This window comes from Demequina sediminicola, from assembly GCF_000975055.1.
Classification (GTDB): domain Bacteria; phylum Actinomycetota; class Actinomycetes; order Actinomycetales; family Demequinaceae; genus Demequina; species Demequina sediminicola.
Genome location: NZ_BBRB01000001.1, coordinates 900,842 through 920,876, shown reverse-complemented (window position 1 = coordinate 920,876; position 20,035 = coordinate 900,842). Strand labels below are relative to the sequence as shown.

Sequence of the window (20,035 nt, the reverse complement as noted above, 5' to 3'; positions counted from 1 at the left end):
GAAAAATGCCCGTTATGGCACGTCAAAACAGCGAAATGGAGCCATTTCGCGAGGGGAAGGGGCGCGGGGGGGGGAAGCGGGGTTAGTGGGTGCCGTCGCGGAGCGATTCCACCCAGTTGGCCGCCTGATCGAAGGCCTCATCGCCCGTGTCCATGCTCACATCCGTGACCTCACCGTCGGCCTTCGGGTACGAGCCCAAGAATCGCACCACGGGGCACGTGCGCTTCAAACCCATGAGCGCCTCCGCCACACGCGCTTCCCCGACATGCCCCAAGAGGTCCATCGAGAACGAGTACTCGCCGGGACGGTCCCCAATGGGACGCGATTCGATGCGGGACAGTACGACACCGCGGACAGCGAACTGCTCCAGCATCTCCATCAGCGCACCCGAGTGGTCAGACGGCAGATGCACGACGAGGGTGGTTTTGTCCGCACCAGTCGGCCGTCCCACCGGGCAGGGGCGCCCCACCTTCACAAAACGAGTTGCAGCGGAAACGCTGTCCGCCACTCGGTCCGCGATCACCGTCAGGCCCAACGCCTCTCCAGTACCCGGAGGTGCCAGCGCGGCGGTGAAACCTACCTCATCGAGCGACCGGGACTGGTCAGCCAACGCCACTGCCGCGGCAGCGTTCGATGACGCCCCCACAAACGTGGCGTCTGGCAGCGTTGCGTTAGCCCAGCGCCGGACTTGAGCCCATGCGTGCGAATGCGCTGACACGGCAGTGATGTCTGAGAGTTCAGTGCCGGGACGCACCAGCAATTCGAAGGCCACCGGAAGTACCGTCTCGCCTACGATCACGAGTGGATCACCGCTGGCAAGGGTGTCGAGTGTGGCTGTCACTCCACCTTCAACGGTGTTTTCGATAGCGACCACCGCGTAGTCCACGTCCCCAGCCCGCACGGCACCAAGGGCTGTCACCACATCGACGCATGGCACAAACTCCGCGGTGTCCGGGTCCACCATGGCCCGCAGGGCGGCATGGGTGAAGGTTCCGGCTGGCCCCAGGTACGCGTACTTGGGAAGTGAGCTCACAGGCTGTCCTTTGGGTCGTCGTCGGCAATGTTGCGCCGTTTGCGCCCCACCATTCCACGTGTCTGCGACAGTCCGCTCTTGACCCGCCGTGTATTGATGGCAAGCATCACGTCTCGGTACCGCGCCACTTTGGCGCGACCGCTGCCTTCTCCGCTGGAGCGCTGCACATGCCCGAGTTCGCATTCGACCTCTGTCACGGTGAGCCCCGCGTGCAACACGTCGAGGATCATGCCGACTTCGAGGCCGGAGCCGCGCGCGAGCGGCATGGACGCTTCAAGCGCTTCGCGAGTGAGGCATCGGACGGGCGCGAGTGGTTCCTCGGGGGTCCACTTGGTGGCTTTCTCGACGGCGTGGCGGGCGGCCTTGGAAGATGGCCCTTCGACGCGTGGCTCCCCTTCTGCGCGGGCGACCACGAGGTCGGCGACGTGCTCCGTCACCGCCGCTACCAGGGGTGCAGCGCCCACGGCGTAGTGCCCGAGGGAGGCGGGGAGGAGAAGGATGGCGCGTGGTTCGCGGCCAGGTTCGTCGCGCATCGCGATGACGGAGGCGCCGGTCTCGATGGAGGCGCTGCGTCCGCGTGGGTGTGAATGGCGGACTACGACCGCACCGGCCTTACGAGCGAGCTCTTGCGTGTTGTCTGTGGAGGCGTCGTCAACTACCAGCACGGTGTCGACGCCCGGAATGGAGCGGGCAGCACGGACGGTGGCAGCGATACGTCGGGCACGGTTGTGGGCAACGATCAGGGCGGCTGCGACGTGGAGGTCCTGCGGCGTTTCGATGGGGCGGCGCATCCTGCCCGCGCGGGGGCGCTTGGTTCCTGACTGCGTGGACGGCTTGGTCGAGGGCTTTGCGGCGGGTTTGGCGGTGGGTTTGGCTGTCGCCTTGGAGGCGCTCTTGCCTGGGGCCTTTTTCTTGTTGGCCGGGCCGATGCTTGGGTCGCCGGGGCGCGCGGAACTGGCGCCATCTTGGGGCGACGACGAGCCTGAAGTGTCGCGCTGCGGTTCCACGGTGTTTAGCCTAGCGCCGACCCCCGGTCTTTTGGTAAAACCTTGGGCTTTTGGTGAGAGAAACGTGACGCACCGCGCATGGACGCCACTCAGCTCTGAAGAAACGGTGCGCTCCCGTTGTCCCCCGCGTCTGGTGGTGGAAGAGTATGCCCTATGCATGAGCGCGCCGGAACACCTGCCCAGCCCCAGGATCTGATTGATGTCGACTCTCTCCTGGGCGACTACTACGACCTGATCCCTGACCCGACGATCGCTGAGCAGCAGGTCGTTTTTGGGACGTCAGGGCACCGCGGCAGCGCTGCGGATACGGCCTTTAATGAGGCTCACATTGTCGCCACCACTGCGGCCATTGTGGAGTACCGCAATGCTCAAGGCACAGACGGCCCGCTGTTCCTCGGAATCGACACGCACGCGCTTTCCGGGCCTGCGATGGAGACCGCCGTCGAGGTTCTCGCTGCCGCTGAAGTCGAGGTTCGGGTGGACGCCCGGGGTGGTTTTACGCCAACGCCCGCAGTGAGCCGCGCGATCCTGGTCGCCAATGGCGCCGCGGACGAGGCAGGCTTGCGCACCTCGGGGCCGGGGCTCGCCGACGGCATCGTGGTGACGCCGTCACACAACCCACCTCGCGATGGAGGCTTTAAGTACAACCCGCCTCATGGTGGACCGGCCGATTCCACCGCTACGGCATGGATCGCGAACCGCGCCAACGAACTGCTCGCCAAGAATGGCTGGAAGCATGTGAAGCGCATCCCGTACACGCGTGCCAAGAACGCCACAACGGTGCGACCGTATGACTTCATGGCCGCCTACATCGCCGAGCTGCCGAAGGTTCTGGACTTGGACGCTATCCGTGACGGCGGGGTGCGCATCGGCGCTGATCCGCTGGGCGGCGCAGCCGTGGACTATTGGGGTGCGGTTGCCGACGAGCACCGCCTTGACCTGACAGTGGTCAACCCTGAGGTGGATCCGCGCTGGAGTTTCATGACGCTGGACTGGGACGGGAAGATCCGCATGGATTGCAGTTCCCCGTACGCGATGGCGAGCCTCCGCACGCTCATGGACGGCGCTGAGGCTCCGTACGACATCGCTACGGGAAATGACGCAGACGCGGACCGTCACGGGATTGTCACTCGTGATGGCAGCTTGATGAACCCGAACCACTACCTCGCTGCAGCGATCCACTATCTGCACAGTGGCGCGCGGCCGCAGTGGAGGGACGATGCCCGCATCGGTAAGACGTTGGTGTCGAGTTCGCTGATTGACCGCGTGGGTAAGCGCTTGGGACGTCCCGTGGAAGAGGTTCCGGTGGGATTCAAGTGGTTTGTGCCGGGCTTGATGAGCGGCGACGTGACCTTTGGCGGCGAGGAGTCTGCCGGAGCATCGTTCCTCACTCGCGAGGGCCGTGTCTGGACCACCGACAAGGACGGCCTGATCATGTGCCTCCTGGCAGCAGAGATGACAGGCGCCACGGGCAAGACGCCCTCGCAGATTCACGCAGGGCTCGTCAACGACTTGGGCGACAGTTGGTATGCACGCCTCGACGCCGTGGCAACCAAGGCGCAAAAGGAGACCCTGAAGAAGCTCTCTCCATCACAGGTGCGCGCCACGGAACTCGCGGGCCAGGAAATCACCGGCAAGCTCACCGAGGCACCCGGAAACGGCGCGGCCATCGGTGGTCTGAAGGTGACGACGGCCGATGCGTGGTTCGCCGCGCGTCCGTCCGGAACCGAGGACGTCTACAAGATTTATGCAGAGTCGTTCGTCTCGGCTGACCACCTCGAGCAGGTCAAGGACGCTGCACAGAAGGTGGTTGCCGAGGCTCTCGACAGCTAGTGACGGCGGCGGGCCACCATCATCATGGCCAGGCCCGCCAGCATGATCACGATCGCAGCGATTGCTAGCCACCAACCGTCGTAACCGGTGATGGGTAACAAGCCGGATGCGTCGAACTGGTTGTAGGCCGTGACCGTCACTGCGGTCGCGGCACCGATGGTCACACGAGCTTCCGTGTCACCGTCTCCGGCGGGCACAAGACGGGTGTCATCGGCTCCTCCGGCATCGGTTTCCGTCACGACACACTCTGAGCCCGTGGCGATCGAGTCAATAGTCACGGTAAGCGGCTCGCCCCCACCAAGAGTGACGTGGCCGTCGTAGGTCACGAGCGGATCGTGGTTCTCGCGATCCCAGGTGCACTGCACCGTGAAGACGAACGGGCCCGCATCGGCGATGTCAGGCGCGCCCTCTCCCACGAGTTCCTTGTTGATCTGCAAGGAGCCCGCATCGAAGGTGTTGTGCACCACGGCGCTGTTGGTGTCGCCGGGGGTGAGCTCGAGATCTGCTTCGTTTCCGTCCGTAGTGGTGGCCGGGGCATCGGCCGTTTCCACCGTGACGGTCGTGGAAGCAGCCTGCCCATCCACGATCTCTGTGACGGTACAGACGGACGCCGAGGGGATGCCAGTAAAGACATGCGTCTCACCTGCATCGAGCGCTACCGCCATCGGGCGCAGCGGGCCATAGCCGTCTGCCCACACCCGGTGATCGTTAGGACCGTCCGGATCATAAGTGCAGCGAACGATCACCCAGTAGGGACCGAGATCCACGGCGTTTCCGTCAGCGTCAAGCACAGTGTCCTCGACGGTCTTGGTGACCTCCAACGACGCGAGCGGACCAAAGTAGTTGGTGACCGTCACGGTTGCTGGCGTCTGGGAGTCTGCATCCACGGTCACCGTGGTGCTGCTGTCAATTCCGGTGCCGCCCGGTGTGTACGTCACTTCGTCTGCGCCACCGTCGTTGGTCTCCGCGACCTCACACGTGGACGGCGAGAGGATGTTCGAGATCGTGGCCGTGAGATTGTCGTCGCGGTCCAACGTGACGTCGCCCTCATAGGTGAGGACTCCGTAGACGTCGGAGTAGCACTCAACGCTGACAACAAAGGGTCCGGGATCACGCTCAGTCACGCCCTCGCCGGTGACTTCTTTGATGATCTCAAGGTCAGCCACGGGGTACGTGTTGATGAATGTCACGGTGTTGGTCTGGAACGCCGTCATCTGCGCCAGCGTGATCTCGGCCTCATTGCCCGCGTCAGGGCCCACGACGGGGCCACCGGCCTGCTGGGTCGTGAAGGTTGTGTCGACCTCAGCCCCCGCAACGGCCTCGGTCACCGTACAGACGGTGCCCGTCGGCAACTCAGTGAGGATCTGGCTCTCACCATCACTCAGGGTGAACTCCATGGCCTCGCCGGTAGCAAGGTCCGGGAACTCCGCGGCGAAGATTTCACGCTCGTACGGGCTGCCTTCCTCGCCGTAGACACACTGCACAGCGAACTCGAAGGGTCCCAGATCAGGGACATCGCCCGCCTCGTTCAGCTGGGGGCCCTCAACCTCCTTGGTGACCACGAGTTCCGTGGGCACCTCAAAGATGTTGGTCACGGTGACCTGAGCGGCGGTGTCACTCGAATCAATGGTCACCACGCCCGTTGCGGGATCATCCACCACAGACGGCGTGAAGACCCACTGATCTGCGCCATCGCGCCCATCCTCGGGCTCGGTCAGCGTGCACTCGGAACCGACGAGGAGTCCCTCGATGGTGGTGGCTTCCCCTACGGTCACCGTCACGGCGTCGTCGAAAGTGACGACGACCTCGCCGGTGTCGGGCTCCACCCACGTGCAGTAGACCTCGACCGTGAACTCGCTGTCCACGTGCTCGCTCTGGCCTGGTCCATCCACGACCTTCGTGATGTCCAGCTCACCCTGTGCGTACTGGTTGTATACGTCAACATAGTTCGACACGGGGTCGCTCGGGTCCGGGTCACCGACGGCACCATCGGCCGTCAAGGTGAACGGGTCGCTGACCACAGGAACGGTGCCATCATCGTCAGGCTCACCCGCGATGGCACCGGACTCGTTTGCGGTCTCCCAGGCAATTCCCACCCGGTTCGCGCCATCGGTAGCCCACTCGGCAACCCGGCATTCAGCGCCGGTCGGCAGAGCACCCACGGTGACTGATTCGTTGTGGCTAAGTGACACCGTGAATGCACCATTGATCAGGGGGTAGTCAATCCAATCGCCGGCCTCCGTCGGCTGCACCGCGGAACCCAGGTAGGTGCACAGCACGCCAATGGTGAATGGACCGGCATCTTCCGGGTTCGCATTCGATGCTTGCCCCTGGCCCACCACGCGCTTGCTGATGCTCAAAGACGCGTCGGTGTAGGTGTTGGTCAGCACGATGTTCGGGAGATCGGTGTCTCCGAACGGAACCTCGATGGTGGAGGGGTTGAGGGATGACGACACCTCACCAAAGTCCGTCTCTTCCTCAAGGATGCACGTCGCACCGGTGGGCAGGTCGCCAACGACTTGTGGCCCATCCACAAGGTTCAGCGTGTACGTGTCACGGATGACCTCAACCGGCTCACCGTTGATGTCGACGGTGCACACCAACACCACATCGAATTCATCCGGGATCCAGTCACGGGGCACGTCGCCGTCAATCTGCTTCTCGATGCTGATCGACCCAGTGGCGAGCGCCACCCCAACCTTGAGGCCCTCGGTAGGCGGCAACTGGGTTCCGCCCTCGGTGATGGCGGATGTCGCGACCGAGTTGTATGCCACGGTGTCGGCATCAGTCGGCACCGTTGCTGGCGTGTAGGTCTCCATGTCCACTGACACAAACTCGCCCGGACCCAACGGGTCATCGTCGCCGAAGGTCGCAATGTACATGACTGCGGTGACATCCACGGGGTCCCCGCTGAAGTCACTCCAGTTGGTCCAGTCACCGTCGCAGGTGCCGGTTCCATTCAGGATGTCGAGGCACGGAGAGGCGTCAGTGGTGACAAACGCTTCGATAGTTCCAGTACCGCCCGGCCGGGGCGTCCATTGCGCGAGGGGGTCGCTCAGCACGGCGTGCCACGCAGAATCGCGGGGAGTGTTCGGCGGAAGGACTGAAGTGTCGCCAACGGTGGGCAGTACATCCACGCCCACGATGGTCGAGAGTGGCACGTTTCCCGTATTCTGCATGGCGAGGCGCCAGGTCTCGATCTGCCCCTCTTGCGTGCGAGGGATACACAGTGGGTCGTAGAAGCCTGGTGCGAGCGTGTCGGTGTCCGAGAGCGGGTCACACGACTGGCTGGCGTCGCCCTTCACGAACGCTCCGAGGTCATAGTTCGGCGCATCGGCAGGTCCGGGATGGACAAGTTTGCCTGTGCGGAGTGCGCCGCCCTCGGCAACCGAGTTGGTGGCATCGGCAGTGCATGACTCCGCATAGCTGTCCGGATCACTGTCGTCGGTGTCGCAGTAGTCGAACTGCTGGTCGCCCTCAATCTGGGCAGTGTTGACGAAGTTCTGGTTGGGCAGGAAACCGGGCTCGGGAATCATCTGAATGGTGATCGAGTAGGACGCTCCGGGCGCCAGGGCAGTGCCATCGGGGAACTCGAATGTCAGGACGAAGGGGTGTCCAGTCGCAGGATCTTGCGTCACCGTCACGTCGGCATCGGTGACTCCGGGTGCCACCCACGGCGCAGGCAAGGCTTCTGCGGAGGAGTCATCAAGCGAGTAGGAGTAGGGGCTCAGTCCCTGGAGCAGGACGTTGGGATCCAGTTGCAGGTCCGGCTCCCCGCTGCCGTCCACGTCGGGCAGGATGTCGGTGAAGACCGGCTGGTAAATCGGGGCCGGGCCGATGTTGGTGAACGTCAGCGTGAATGGCACCGACGCGCCGGGCGACAGCGGCTGGACTGGGTCGTCCACCCCACCCGGCGACTTCTCGACGCTCACGGCGGTGACGAGGTGCTCGTAGATGACCTCGGCATCGTCGGGTTCAGCAACGGCATGGATGTTCGTCACTTGACCGTCGCCCACCGCGGACGTCACCGCACCATCGACGGTATTGATCGTGTGACCCGCTTGGCTCTCGCCCGGGGCGGGGGTGTTTTCGGTGTAGTCAGTTTCGGGCGCGCCGCCAGTCAGACGTTCAGTGCGGCGCTTCACCTCGATTGGAATCACCTGTTCCGGGTTCCACGGGTCGTCCCATGCATCCGCGCTGGAGTACGTCAAGACGATGCCGTTGACATCTGCGGCATCCACCCCGGTGGGAAGTTCCAGGGGTCCAGCTCCGGCGGCCATGGTCGATGACGTGGGATGGAGGCCCGAATATGACACGGAATTGTCCGCTGCGACCGTGCGAGAGCAGCCACCGGTGCCGTCCGTGGCGATGGGGGTTTCGCTCTGCAAGCAGACCTGCAGTTCCACGTTCTCGATAGGCGCGACCAGATCGAAACTGTCATCGATGCCCACAAACTCGTAGGCGTTCCAGAAGGTCGGGTCAAGGTCACTGACCGACATCGAGACGGGTCGCGCACCCATGGTGGGCTGCGCGGTCAGCCACATCACGAACGACGGTTGAGTCTCCGGCGCAGTCTCTGTCTGGGTGAGGGGCTCGGTTCCCGGCGCAGTGTCGATGTCAGCGGAGAACCCTTTCTCTACGTCGACACCGATCTGGAAGTCCTCGAGCAGCACGTCAGCATTGAGATCCGGGAGGGTGACGGCATCGGCGACTCCGGCATCTTCAACGGTCGCTTCGGCGGTGTTGTAGACGTACTGGCCTACGTAGTCGTCCCGATTCTCCGGTGCAGTGATATTGACGTTGCGGAAGCGATCCGTCTCACGGAGCTGCATCACAAACGACACTACGGCCGTGTCGCCCGGAGCGAGTCCGCCGGCCGTCGGGTCCCCGGGACCGACATTCGTGATGGTGCTACGGCCAAACACGCGCAGTTCCACACCGATGATTGGCTCGAGCTGAGCCTCTGTCAGTGCAGCAACATCCGCTTCGTTATCGAGCAAGAAGGCGGGATTGTCGCGGGTTTGTGCATCGTCCGAATAGAGATAGAGCGCAAACCCGTCAGCGTCAGCAGGCAGTTCATTCATTTCGAGGGACGTGATGTTGAACACGTCCGTGGAGAGCAGCGTGTCTGCGTCAGGACGATTCTGCGTTGGACGGTCGACGACGTAGATCTCGTCGACGTAGGTCTGTGCCGAGTTGTTGGTGACCGTCACCGTGCCACGAGTGTGGGGAAAGTCTTCCTGCGGGGTTCCCTCCGGCGGAATGCCGACAGGGCCGCCGTCCCACACCTTTTCACCGGTGATGGCGAGGTCAGCGGGGTCGATCACGACCACGGCATTGTCGGTGTCGGACGAATTGCCGTTGAGGGTGGACTCTGCCGTCACACCAGCCACGTTGTTGGTGGTGCTCGTGCTGTTGAAGGCCTCGGTGACCGGGATGAGGTTGTCATCGGCCGATGATCGGAGCCAGTCGCGTAGTCGGAACGTGAGGTTCAGGCGACGCTTCTCTGCATCGGCAGCGTTTGATCGGGCGACCCCGGACCCCACGGGTGGAACCGCCACGCCCGGCTGAGTTGCACGCGCCGTCTGGTCCGGATTCTCAATGTAGGCCACGCGTACAGCAATGGTGGTGGCTTGCTCTGCCGCCGTCAGGTTGAAGGCTGGCATGGCACCCCAGCAGTCTTCCAGCGCGGTGCCATCAATAGTGCCGTCACATGAGCTGTTGGACGGTGTCTCCCAGGCGCCCGTGTCCCCGTTGAGAATCTGCACGGCGTCCACTGCGTCGTACTGAATCAGATCGTCGTTGATGGCGATGCGGCGCAGATCGAACGCATCGTAGAAGCTGCCGGTGCTGTCAATCGGGCCACTCTGGTCCGTTGCAGGTGCCGAATTTTCGTCAGTAATGACGAAGGTGTCGACGTTCGATTCACCACCAGTCGACCACCGCAACGTGGCGGTCGTCTCGTTGTGCGAACGCGCCGCTACCGCCTCCGGGTTCACTGTCTTGACCACCGTGGGGCCGGGGCCGCCGTCCTGGCCGTCAGGATCCAGGATGGTGGCGTCGTCGCATGCCGTCGCAGGTTCAGCGGGCGTCACTGGCCCTGTGGACCCTGTGCCCGCCGCGTCGGTGGCCGTGCAATTCTCAAGCAAGACGGAGTCAGCGCCATCCCACGGGTCTGGGTCAGCGTTAGCCCAGTCCGGGTCAAGGTTCATGACGACGTTGGGCTTGAACTCCGTGCCCGGAGGGAACGTCGCATCCGGATCAGTGGGGGTGTATACAAACTGGAGGCCACCGATCTCATCAGGGCTCGGGTTCGATGTGATGTCGAAGTTGATCGTCGCAGGTCCATCAGTGGGGCCAGTCAAGGTCTGCCAGGACGAACCATCCCAATACTGAATCTCGAGGGTGGTGCCGTCGGGGACGGCGGCGTCACGAATCGCGGACGGGTTAAAGGCGGACCAGAACGGGTCGTCGTCGGACGGGTTGGCGCTCGGATCAGAGATCACAATCTGATCCGCACCGTCAGTGGAATACGGTGCATCGGGATTGTCAGGATCCGGATTGCCAGCAATGCCTCCGGACAGCTGCACCACAATCCACTCGCCAGCGTTTCCCCAGATCTCGGACGGCACAATGACCTTGTCCGATGTGGTGTCGATGTTCTCGTCGTAGGCCGGGAGCACATCCGTGGCGGTCTCAGATCCGTTGACTCCATCCGGAGACGTTCCCGTGGTCTCAATGGTGTTCGGGTAGTCGATCTTGCCCGGCGACACCGAGTCGGGTGTGCCGATCTCCACGGGGATCGAGGCCGCGGTGCCCGGCGCGGGCATCGGCGATCCGTCATCGGAGGTGAACGTGATGGTGAAACTCGTGACGGTACTCGGATCCGCCGGGACCGGCGGGACTTCGCCGTTGCCGAAGGTATAGGTCTCCGGGCCGTTGGTCGTCTGATAGGTAATCGACGCTCCCGTGGCACCCTCGGGATACGTCACTCCCGCGGCGTCAAAACCCACAAACGTTAATCCGTCCGGGCCAAACTCGGCTGGCGCAGCAGGCTCGGTCACGGTGATCGTCGTGACCGGCACATCTCCACCCACTCCAGCAGTGATGGTGGCCACCGAGGAATCACCCTTCACCACAAAGTCGTCGGCAAAGTCTTTGGTAGTGACGATGGTCGGAAGGTTCGTGGTGATGACATACGTGGCATCGTCGCTGTCGGTAGCCGTCACATCGTCACGCGCCACCTCAGAACCCACCTCATTGGTGACAGTGACGTCCGACGTCAACTCACCTGGATCCTTTTGCACAAAGCCGATGTTGACTCCACCGGTCGCGTCCTCGGCGATCAACGGCGCAGTACCGTCATCGTCAAACGAGACGGACACAGACGTGACATCGCTCCCGTCGATGCCGCTGGGAGTCACGTCGTACGGCAGCGGGGTCAGGTCCGCAACCGGATAGGTCTGCGTCACCGGTCCCGCAGATGTCTGGACCGTCACCGTCACTGTGTCGGCACCCTCAGGGATCTCCGTGATGGTGATCGTGTTGAGATCCAAGTAAGTGAACACGTCCGACGAACTGCCCGCCGGCGGATCCGTCACCGTCATCGAATCCGCACCAGTGTCCGACTGGTTGTTGACTGTGATCGACGCGACAGTCTCCTGGCCCGCCTGAGCCGTGCCGCTGGCAGGCGTCATCGTCTTGGTCACGTCAGTGTCGATGTTCGGGTCGACCTGAATCTCGACGGGCCAACTCGAAGTCTGCTCATCCGCGTTGTCCGCATTCATCTGAGCAGTGTTGAGCAACTCCTGATCGCTGTAGTCATAGTTGGCGTCATTAGGCACTCGGACAGGCACCGTGATGGTGGCAGTCGTACCTGCGTGCATACCCGATCCAGGGTTCGCCAAGTCATTGAAATCTGCGGTGAAGTTGACCTCGAACGAGTCAGAGCCCGAGGTGCTGACGGTAAACGGATCACTCGAAACGACGGTGGGAGTTCCCGCGATCTCTAGGGGCGGCGGCACCGTGTCGGTCAGTGCTGCGTTGTAGCAATTAGCGGTGTCACAGCTCACCTGAATCGTGTAGTTGAAGGTATCGCCAGGCAGGAGCGGCATCGCTTCGGGACCAGGACCTGTCTTGGTGATAGACACGCCTGCCGGGTCCGGGTCTGCCGAGGCTGTCGTGGCAGTCGCCACCAAGCCCGTGGCCGCCAAGAGTCCGATCAGGCCCATCGCTACACTGCGTCGTGGCTGCAACACCAGCACTCCTTCGGTCTTTCCCGTGGCACGCCCCATGTCTACGTCTAGTTTCATACGGTATCCAACATATGTTGAAGGCGCCTACGGCACACCAGCGCAGCTCCAAGAACCGGGCCCACTGATGGCCGTAGTGTGGTTGGCTTATCCCTATGAAGACCACTGCTCGTGCCGTCGCACTCTCCCTGCTCTCCGTCTTGGTATTGAGCGGGTGCCTCAAAATGGAGGTCAACTTCACAATCCAAGAAGACGACACCGTCTCCGGTGACGTGGTGATGGCCTTCGAAGAGGGCGCGGGAGAAGCGCTCGGCATGAGCGACGAAGACCTGACAACTGAGATGTTCACAGGCACCGAAGACGAGTTCCCTGAAGGAGAAGTCTCCGAGTACAACGAAGACGGCTACATCGGACAGCGCATCACATTCGAGAACCAGCCCCTCAGCGAATTCACCGGTGATGACGGCAGCATCTCCATCACCCGCGATGACGACGCCAACGAGTTCATCGTGGAAGGCCCGGCTCCCGGCGCCGGCGAACAGGCCCTCGGCGAACTTCCCGCTGAAGCCTCGATGACCATGACCGTCACCTTCCCCGGCGACGTCAGCGACACCAACGGCGTCATCTCGCCAGACGACCACACCACCGTGACGTGGGATCTCGCGACTACAACCGACGACGTCTACGCTCGCGGAGGCGCCACAGAAGGCTCAGACTTCCCGCTGTGGATCGTGCTGGTGGCAGGCGTGGCGCTCGGTCTTCTGATCGGCATCATCCTGTGGCTCACACTCCGCAACAAGCGTGACGACAACGACACGGCCGAAGACACCCACGACCTCGCCGCCGACTCGACCTTTGCGCCACTGCCGGTGGACGAGAGCACGCAGTCCGTTGCCCCCGACAGCACTGGGACTGAGGGCAGCGCTGTGACTGACCACGGCACTGTGACTGACGACAGCGCTGTGACTGACGACAGCGACGCGACCGCCGTTGCAGACGCAGACCCCGTCGCTGAGGCCGACGCTGCGGCCGAGCCCGGCGACGACACTCCCGAGGACCGCGAACAGCGTTGAGTCGCGTCGCACTTCGCTATGGCACCACGGCCATCGTGGCCGCTGTCGCGCTGACCGGTTGCGTCCGCGCGACAGCCGACACGACCTTCAGCGAGGACGGCACGTTCTCGCAAACCGCCATCGTGGCGTACGAAGACTCGGTTGCCTCAGAGATCACCGACCGCCTCGGTGCCGACGTTGACGCCGTCGTCGGTGATCTCGAGGTGACCCCCGAGTTCATCGAACTCCAGGAGGAGTACCCCGGCCAGGTCGAACTCGTTGAATACAGTGACGGCGACCTCAACGGCCTCAAACTCACGATGACCGACCTCCCCCTCGACGTGTTCTCCGACACGTCCAGCGAGGTTCTCGGCAGCGTCGGCGCATCCGCATCGGCTGTGCTTGAGGACGGGGAGTACACCGTGACATTCGCAGGCCCCGGAGACGAAGCGCTCCAACTCATGGCACTAGGTGAGAGTCAACTCACACTGCTGGAGAGCGCCGTCGACGTCTCTGCGACCTTCACCTTTCCCGGTGAAGTCACATCAGCCACGGCAGGCGAAATCGACGGCAACTCCGTGACGTTGGGGCTGGCCGAACTGATCACCACACCTGAAATCCGCATCACAGCAGAAACCTCAGAAGCCTTCCCCTGGGGTCCAGTCCTCACATGGCTGGGCGTCATCGCTGGCTTCGTCATCGTGATCGGAGGCGCCACCGCGCTCGTGATCCAGGATCGCCGCGCGCGCAACCGCTCCACACTCCCTCCGCCCAAGACCGCCCCACCTGCGTCGACGCCGTAACCCCACCATCGGCCGGGCTCTACCAAGTCGCTGACCAGACGGTCAGGGTGAGACCATACGAGAGTGCTCGCCCCCTATCGCTCTATTCTGAGCCGCCCTGGCGCGAAGGCCTTCGCCTTCGCTGGCCTCCTGTCACGCCTACCCATGTCGATGTTCAACATCTCGTTCATCCTCATGGTGCAGATCGAATACGACAGCTACGAGATGGCAGGCCGCGTCGCCGCGATCGGCATCCTGTGCTGGGCGCTGCAAACCGTCCCCACGAGCAGGCTTGCCGACCGCTTTGGTCAGCGGGCAGCCATGATCCCTCTGGCACTGATCCACACCGTCGGTGCGACCTTGGGAATCTGGGCGGCAGTCAACGGTCAGCCCGAATGGATGCTGTGGATCGCCGTGATTTTGGCCTCGTTCCAAGGCCCGTTGGGCTCACTGACGCGAGCGCGCTGGTCACACATGCTTGATTCTGACGAGGACATCCACACCGCGTTCGCCCTCGAAGGTGCACTCGACGAAGTGCTCTTCATCTCCGGCCCCGCCCTCGCAACCATCCTCGCGACCACCGTGTGGCCTGCAGCCGGCATCGTCGTCTCCACCTCAGCCATGCTCATCGGCCTGGCGATCCTGCTGTCACAACGTTCAACCGAGCCGCCACCGCGCGCCGTCGACAGCGGTAGCAGCCTGGGTTTGAAGGTTCCCCCCGCGATTATTGCGGTGACATTTGTGGCGTTGGGTCTCGGTGTCATGTTTGGTGCGCTCGACATTTCCGTGGTGGCGTTCTCCGAGGAGTTGGGCCACAAGGGCTGGTCCGGCTTGGTGCTAGGCGTCATTGCATTCGGTTCATTTGCCGGGGGCTTGTACTACGGCACTCGCCACTGGAAGACGCCGTTGTGGAAACGCCTCATCATTGGCACGGTGATGCTGGCGGTGGGCATGACGGTGCTGTCGTTCTCGACCAACCTCATCATGCTGGCCTGCATTGGGTTTGTGGCAGGTATCGCCATTGCTCCGACGTTGACCAACTGCGACACGGTCGCCCAACGGGTGGTGCGCCGCGACCAGATCACGGAGGGCATGGGGTGGTTGCGCATTGGCCAAGGTGTGGGCGTGAGCTTTGGTGCGTGGGCTGGGGGCTATCTGGTGGACCACATTGATGCCCAGGCCGGCTTTTTCTTGGCTGCTGGGGCGGCCATTGCGATGTTCGGCATCTCCGTGCTGACGGCGCCCGTGGTCCGCCGTGGCACCGAGCGTCCGGGGGTCAAGGAAGACGACCCCGAACCGCTGTCGATGCATGGCGCCGATGATTGGGTTGAGACTCCGCCGTTCCCGCCCAACGTCTAACTCCCCTCGCCAAGTGGCTCGATTTCGCTGTTTTGGGGCCTCAAAACAGCGAAATGGAGCCATTTGGCGGTGCGTGGGGAGGTGTAGCGGTGCGCTGGGAAATGTGATGGAGATCACGCCTGCGAGGGGACCTTCGTCCCGGCGCCCAGGCCCACAGCACCCGTAACGTTATGAGTGTCGTCAGGTGACATAGCAGTTACCGACAAAGTTGTGGCTCAGGCGGTCATCCGGGGACTAGATCGCCTGAGCCCCATACTTCCGAGCGTCGGCGCCTCCCGCCCCTCCCCCCGAGGTGCCGACGCCGGATCAACCCCAGCCAGAGTGTTCTACGCTCGACTCATGGCCCCTCGCATTGCACTCGCCACCACCGTAGAGATGACATCTCCGGACATCGACGAGACCCTCATCCTGAACCACCTTCCCGAGGCCGAGTTGGCCGCATGGGACGATCCCACCATCGACTGGTCCACCTATGACCTCGTGGTGGTGCGCAGCACCTGGAACTACGCCCAACGTGTCGACGAGTTCCGGCTCTGGGCAGCGGGCGTCGCCAAGCAGTCAACCCTGGTCAACCCTTTCGCCACCCTCTTGTGGAACTCAGACAAGCGTTACCTTCTTGACCTTAAAGAACTCGAACTCCCCGTCGTGCCCACCACGTTTGTCCCTGCTGGCCACACGCCGGACGCATCGGACCTTGACGGCGATGTCGTCATCAAGCCCGCAGTCGGGGCTGGTTCTCTGGGCGCGCGGCGCATCCGCTCCGACATCACGGAAGCCCAAGCGCATGTCCAGACCCTGCACGAGCAGGGCAAGGTCGCGATGGTCCAGCCGTATCTAGAGCAGGTGGACCGCATTGGCGAGACAGCCATGGTGTACCTGGGCGGCGAGTTCTCACACGCAGCGCGCAAGGCCGCAATTCTGTCCGGCGGCGATTCGGGCGCTGCTGCAGACGCCCTGCACGCTGAGGAGCACATCGAGCCGTGCGAGGCCACGCTGGCTGAACGCTATGTCGCCGATGCGGTGGTCGCCTCACTTCCCGGGGTCCCCCACACGGGTGGCCCGTTGCCCTACGCCCGGGTCGATCTGCTCCCTACAGAGGACGGGCCCGTCATTTTGGAACTGGAACTGATTGAGCCAAGCCTGTTCCTCCAGGTGTCCGACGGCGCTGCCGAGCGTGCTGCGCAGGCCATTCGCCGCTGCCTTCCCTGACTCGGCCCACGCTGCGGCCCGAGGCGCCTGCGGGAACAGATTGACCACTCGTGCGGTTGTAATGCCATGAGCACAGTCACAGCAGTGGTGGGAATCTACGATGCCGACGGCGGTATTCGAGGTGAGCTCACCTACGTGTGGGGCCACCTCAAGGGCACCGCAGAATGTGCGCTGTGCGACATCACCCATTCGCACGTGAAGCGCAAGCGCGCTTGGGATCGGGCGATACAGCGGTTCGATGTGCCTGTGCGCGTGGTGCATCGCAACGAGATGGACGATGCTCTCGCGGCCGCCGTGGCGCCCTTGCAGTTGCCGCTGGTGATGGGCAAGACAGCCGATGGTTGGGTTCAGCTGATCGACGCCGACGGGCTACGCGAGTGTGGCGGGCACGTCGAGAGTTTTTCGCGGGCGCTCACCGATGCGTTGGCGTCAGCGTGACTGTGCCGTCTCCCGGTTGTAGGGGTCGAGCAGGTACTCGTCACCGTCACATGTAGCGACAACACGGTCACCCTCGAAGGTCCCCTTGCGCACCGCGTCAGTGGGACGGCAATCGAGCGTGGGTGTGTAGAGCCATGCTTGGGCAAAGGAGTCGTCTGAGAGGTCGTGGGTAAACCATTGATCTTCCTCGGCTTCATCACTCGAGGAATTGACGTAATAGCCGTGGTAGACGGCGCGCATCCCAGACAGGTCAATCCATGCTTGGACGCCGTCGCCTGTTGAGAAACCCTGGCTCACCATGCGCGAAATCCGGTTGGTCATGAGGGAGCCGACAAAGTCTGCGCCGTCGCGCCACATCACTCCCGTCACGTAGCCATCAATGTCGTAGGCTTCCCAGAGTTCAAGGCCGTCGGCCTGTTCGCCGACCACATCAACGTTGACAACGTCCCCGTCAACGCGGTTGGTCGCGGGGATCGCCCCGCCACCCCAGCCGTTGTTGGACTCGCCTGAGATCAAGTCGAGTTCCGTCACTGCTTCAAGGCCTGGCCGCCCACCGCGACGCATCCAGGCCACATTGTGTGTGGCATCCCACTGGACTACGGAGAAGCGGTAATCGTTGCGCAGTTCGTCGGTCACGAGGAAGAACTCTCCTGTGGGGCTCACCAGCACCAGGCTTTGCCGCTCAGCTAGCGCGTCCTCGCCGTCGCCGTCACCCTCACGAATGACGGTGAGGTCCCAAGAGTCGTCGTCGACCTCCCATATCCAGTCTGGAAGTTCATACAGATCCGGACGCTCGCCGTCGGATTCGATGAGAGGCGGCATCTCGTAGTCAGTGCCTTCGAGCCAACCGGGGCGGCTGTCGCCAGAGTCGGCGCCACCTGCGCTGGAAGCGTCATCCTGGAGACCACCCTCGGTCTCGGTGCCAGCCTTGTCGATGAACCCGTACTCACCGAGGAACCAGTAGGCACCATAGGCTGCGCCTGCCAAAATCAGGAGGGCAATGAGCCAGCCCACCGCGAATTTGCCGTCGTCGGCCCTCATTGAGGCTCCGCTGCGCAACCTCGTGTGCACCCCACAATCACGCCTCTTCATACGGTGAAGAGTAGGCGAGGTGGGGGCGTGTCACTGTGCAGGCGCTCCGCCCGAGCGGGGGACCCACTTGCATCGAAGGCCCGGGGTTGCCACAGTGTGACCATGGCCCTGCCTGCCCCTGACACGATTGTCCCTAACCCGCTGACGTCGCTGACGCTTGCACAATTGCGCGAACGCACGTCCATGAAGTGGCGCCGCTACGACCCCGATGTCCTCCCGTTGTGGGTGGCAGAGATGGACGTCGAGCTGGCCGCACCCATCCGTGATGAGCTCAACCGGGCGGTCACTGGCGGTGACTTGGGATATGCCTCAGGGACGTCCTATAAGGAGGCTCTGTCAGAGTTCGCCAAGGACCGATGGAACTGGGAGCCCAGTCCGTCACACATGGCCCCGGTGACTGACGTGATCACCGGGTATGTGGACATCATCTCCATGGTGACGGACCCTGGTTCGCAGGTGGTGGTGAACCCACCGGTGTATCCGCCGTTCTACTCCTACTTGGAGGCAGCGGGCCGCGAGATCGCACACGCCCCGCTGGGAGAGGACCTGCGCCTGGACTTCGCCGCGCTCGAATCAGCTTTCCGGGACGCTACCGCTGGCGGACGTAGCGCTGCCTATTTGCTGTGCAGCCCCCATAACCCCACGGGCACCGCACACACACGCGCAGAACTGGAGCAGGTCGCGAGCCTTGCGGACCAATTCGGCGTCACCGTGGTGGTCGATGAGATCCACGCCCCGATTGTGTATGACGACGCCACCTTTGTGCCCTACCTCACGGTGAATGGCGGTGAGCACGGGTTCTCCATCATGGCGGCATCCAAGGCGTGGAACCTCGCAGGAATTCCTGCGGCCATGGTCATCGGCGGGACTGCAGTCAAGGAACAGGTGGTGCGCTATGCGGCATCTACCCACCACGGCCCCACGCACTTTGGCACGCTCGCACAGACCGCGGCCTACCGTCACGGAGGCCCTTGGCTGGACTCCCTGATGCAGGGACTCGATGCGAACCGCAAACTCCTTGCCAGCCTGATCGACGAGCACCTTCCAGAAGCTCATTACACAATGCCGCAGGCAACGTACCTCACGTGGATTGACTGTTCCGCCCTGGAACTGGATGTGGATCCGTCGCAGCACTTCCTTGAGGATGCCCGTGTGGCCCTCAACTCGGGTCCGCTGTTCGGCCCCGGTGGCGAGGGACACGTGCGCCTCAATATTGCGACGCACCCCGACATCATTCGTGAGGCTGTACGGCGGATGGGCGCATCCACGCACCGCGGCTAGCGCACTCGTGCGAGAATGCCGCGGTGAGAAACTCCGGACGCCGCGCGCTTGGCCCTGTGGCCATTGCTGTGCGCGCCGCTGTCGCCGCGTTGGTGGCGACCGGAGTGGCGCTGTTCTCTCACGTCCTTGGCGGGGGCGCTGCTCCGGCACCCATGGGCGTGGCCGTGCCTCTGGTCCTCTCGTTTGCGATTCTGACGCAGTTGGCAGGACGCCTGGGCTCGTGGTGGCGCATCGCTATCGGAGTCACGGCCAGTCAGGCACTGTTCCACGTACTGTTCGTCGTCGGCACCGCTGAAGCGACACTCACGGGAAGCGACGCCCATGCTCATCACCTAGAGCCAGGAGCGCTGTCGCCGGCAACTGTGGTGACCGACGCGAGCGCCCACGGTGCTCACGGGGGTGGCGTGATGAGTGCTGCTCACCTCGGTGCTGCAGTGCTGACCACACTGGCGCTGATTCACCTCGACAGCGCCATCGCACGGGCGGTGGACGCATGGCACGCGGTGCTTGCGCCGGTGGTGGCCTTGTCGGAACCGCGCCTGGTACCCATGGCGGCGATTCCAGAGTTGATCGCCACACGCATCGTCGCTTTTACTCCGGCCACCGCATCGGGCGGTCTGGGCCTACGTGGGCCTCCTGCAGTAGGGACTTCCTCCGCCAGCTGAGCTGGCACAGTGCGCACCCCGACACGAGGCGT

Annotated in this window: 12 protein-coding genes; 8 read left to right on the top strand and 4 right to left on the bottom strand. The window is 63.2% G+C overall.

Annotated elements, in window-relative coordinates; genetic code table 11:
* Positions 1-82: 82 nt before the first annotated feature.
* The gene (gene pheA / locus AOP79_RS04245) at positions 83-1,033 is read right to left on the bottom strand and encodes a prephenate dehydratase (protein WP_062070711.1); all 951 of its coding nucleotides are present in this window, start codon (positions 1,031-1,033) and stop codon (positions 83-85) included.
* Positions 1,030-2,040, bottom strand: a complete 1,011-nt coding sequence (locus AOP79_RS04240) for a glycosyltransferase (protein ID WP_236683205.1) — start codon at positions 2,038-2,040, stop codon at positions 1,030-1,032. The genes pheA and AOP79_RS04240 overlap by 4 nt, the downstream gene beginning before the upstream one ends.
* A gap of 153 nt (positions 2,041-2,193) precedes the next feature.
* Here AOP79_RS04240 and pgm point away from each other — a divergent pair, with 153 nt between their 5' ends.
* Positions 2,194-3,873 carry a phosphoglucomutase (alpha-D-glucose-1,6-bisphosphate-dependent) gene (gene pgm, locus AOP79_RS04235; RefSeq protein ID WP_062070709.1) on the top strand — a complete coding sequence of 560 codons (1,680 nt, stop codon included), beginning with the start codon at positions 2,194-2,196 and terminating at the stop codon, positions 3,871-3,873.
* Here the strand turns inward: pgm and AOP79_RS04230 are convergent.
* Positions 3,870-12,185, bottom strand: a complete 8,316-nt coding sequence (locus tag AOP79_RS04230) for a DUF5979 domain-containing protein (RefSeq protein ID WP_152647996.1) — start codon at positions 12,183-12,185, stop codon at positions 3,870-3,872. The two genes, pgm and AOP79_RS04230, sit on opposite strands and share 4 nt — an antisense overlap.
* Before the next feature lie 95 nt (positions 12,186-12,280).
* Between AOP79_RS04230 and AOP79_RS04225 the strand changes: the two genes are divergently transcribed.
* From AOP79_RS04225 to AOP79_RS04205, 5 genes are all read left to right on the top strand, one after another.
* A complete protein-coding gene (locus AOP79_RS04225; RefSeq protein ID WP_062070705.1) occupies positions 12,281-13,198 on the top strand; it encodes an LppM family (lipo)protein in 918 nt (305 codons plus the stop codon).
* Positions 13,195-13,980 (top strand): LppM family (lipo)protein, encoded by a 786-nt coding sequence (locus AOP79_RS04220; RefSeq protein WP_062070703.1) that lies wholly within the window; start codon positions 13,195-13,197, stop codon positions 13,978-13,980. Before AOP79_RS04225 ends, AOP79_RS04220 begins: the two co-directional genes overlap by 4 nt.
* Positions 13,981-14,043: 63 nt before the next feature.
* The gene (locus AOP79_RS04215; RefSeq protein ID WP_062070701.1) at positions 14,044-15,318 is read left to right on the top strand and encodes an MFS transporter; all 1,275 of its coding nucleotides are present in this window, start codon (positions 14,044-14,046) and stop codon (positions 15,316-15,318) included.
* A 339-nt stretch (positions 15,319-15,657) separates the two neighbouring features.
* Positions 15,658-16,527, top strand: coding sequence for an ATP-grasp domain-containing protein (locus AOP79_RS04210; RefSeq protein WP_082093377.1), 870 nt, complete (start codon positions 15,658-15,660; stop codon positions 16,525-16,527).
* A gap of 66 nt (positions 16,528-16,593) precedes the next feature.
* Positions 16,594-16,965, top strand: coding sequence for a hypothetical protein (locus tag AOP79_RS04205; protein WP_062070697.1), 372 nt, complete (start codon positions 16,594-16,596; stop codon positions 16,963-16,965).
* Here AOP79_RS04205 and AOP79_RS04200 read toward each other — a convergent pair.
* Complete coding sequence (locus AOP79_RS04200; protein WP_062070695.1) at positions 16,957-18,006, bottom strand: hypothetical protein; 1,050 nt, start codon at positions 18,004-18,006, stop codon at positions 16,957-16,959. The genes AOP79_RS04205 and AOP79_RS04200 overlap by 9 nt on opposite strands.
* Positions 18,007-18,159: 153 nt before the next feature.
* Here AOP79_RS04200 and AOP79_RS04195 point away from each other — a divergent pair, with 153 nt between their 5' ends.
* Both AOP79_RS04195 and AOP79_RS04190 read left to right on the top strand, forming a co-directional pair.
* Positions 18,160-19,338 (top strand): MalY/PatB family protein, encoded by a 1,179-nt coding sequence (locus AOP79_RS04195; protein ID WP_062070693.1) that lies wholly within the window; start codon positions 18,160-18,162, stop codon positions 19,336-19,338.
* A 23-nt stretch (positions 19,339-19,361) separates the two neighbouring features.
* The gene (locus AOP79_RS04190) at positions 19,362-20,003 is read left to right on the top strand and encodes a hypothetical protein (RefSeq protein WP_152647995.1); all 642 of its coding nucleotides are present in this window, start codon (positions 19,362-19,364) and stop codon (positions 20,001-20,003) included.
* Positions 20,004-20,035 lie beyond the last annotated feature (32 nt).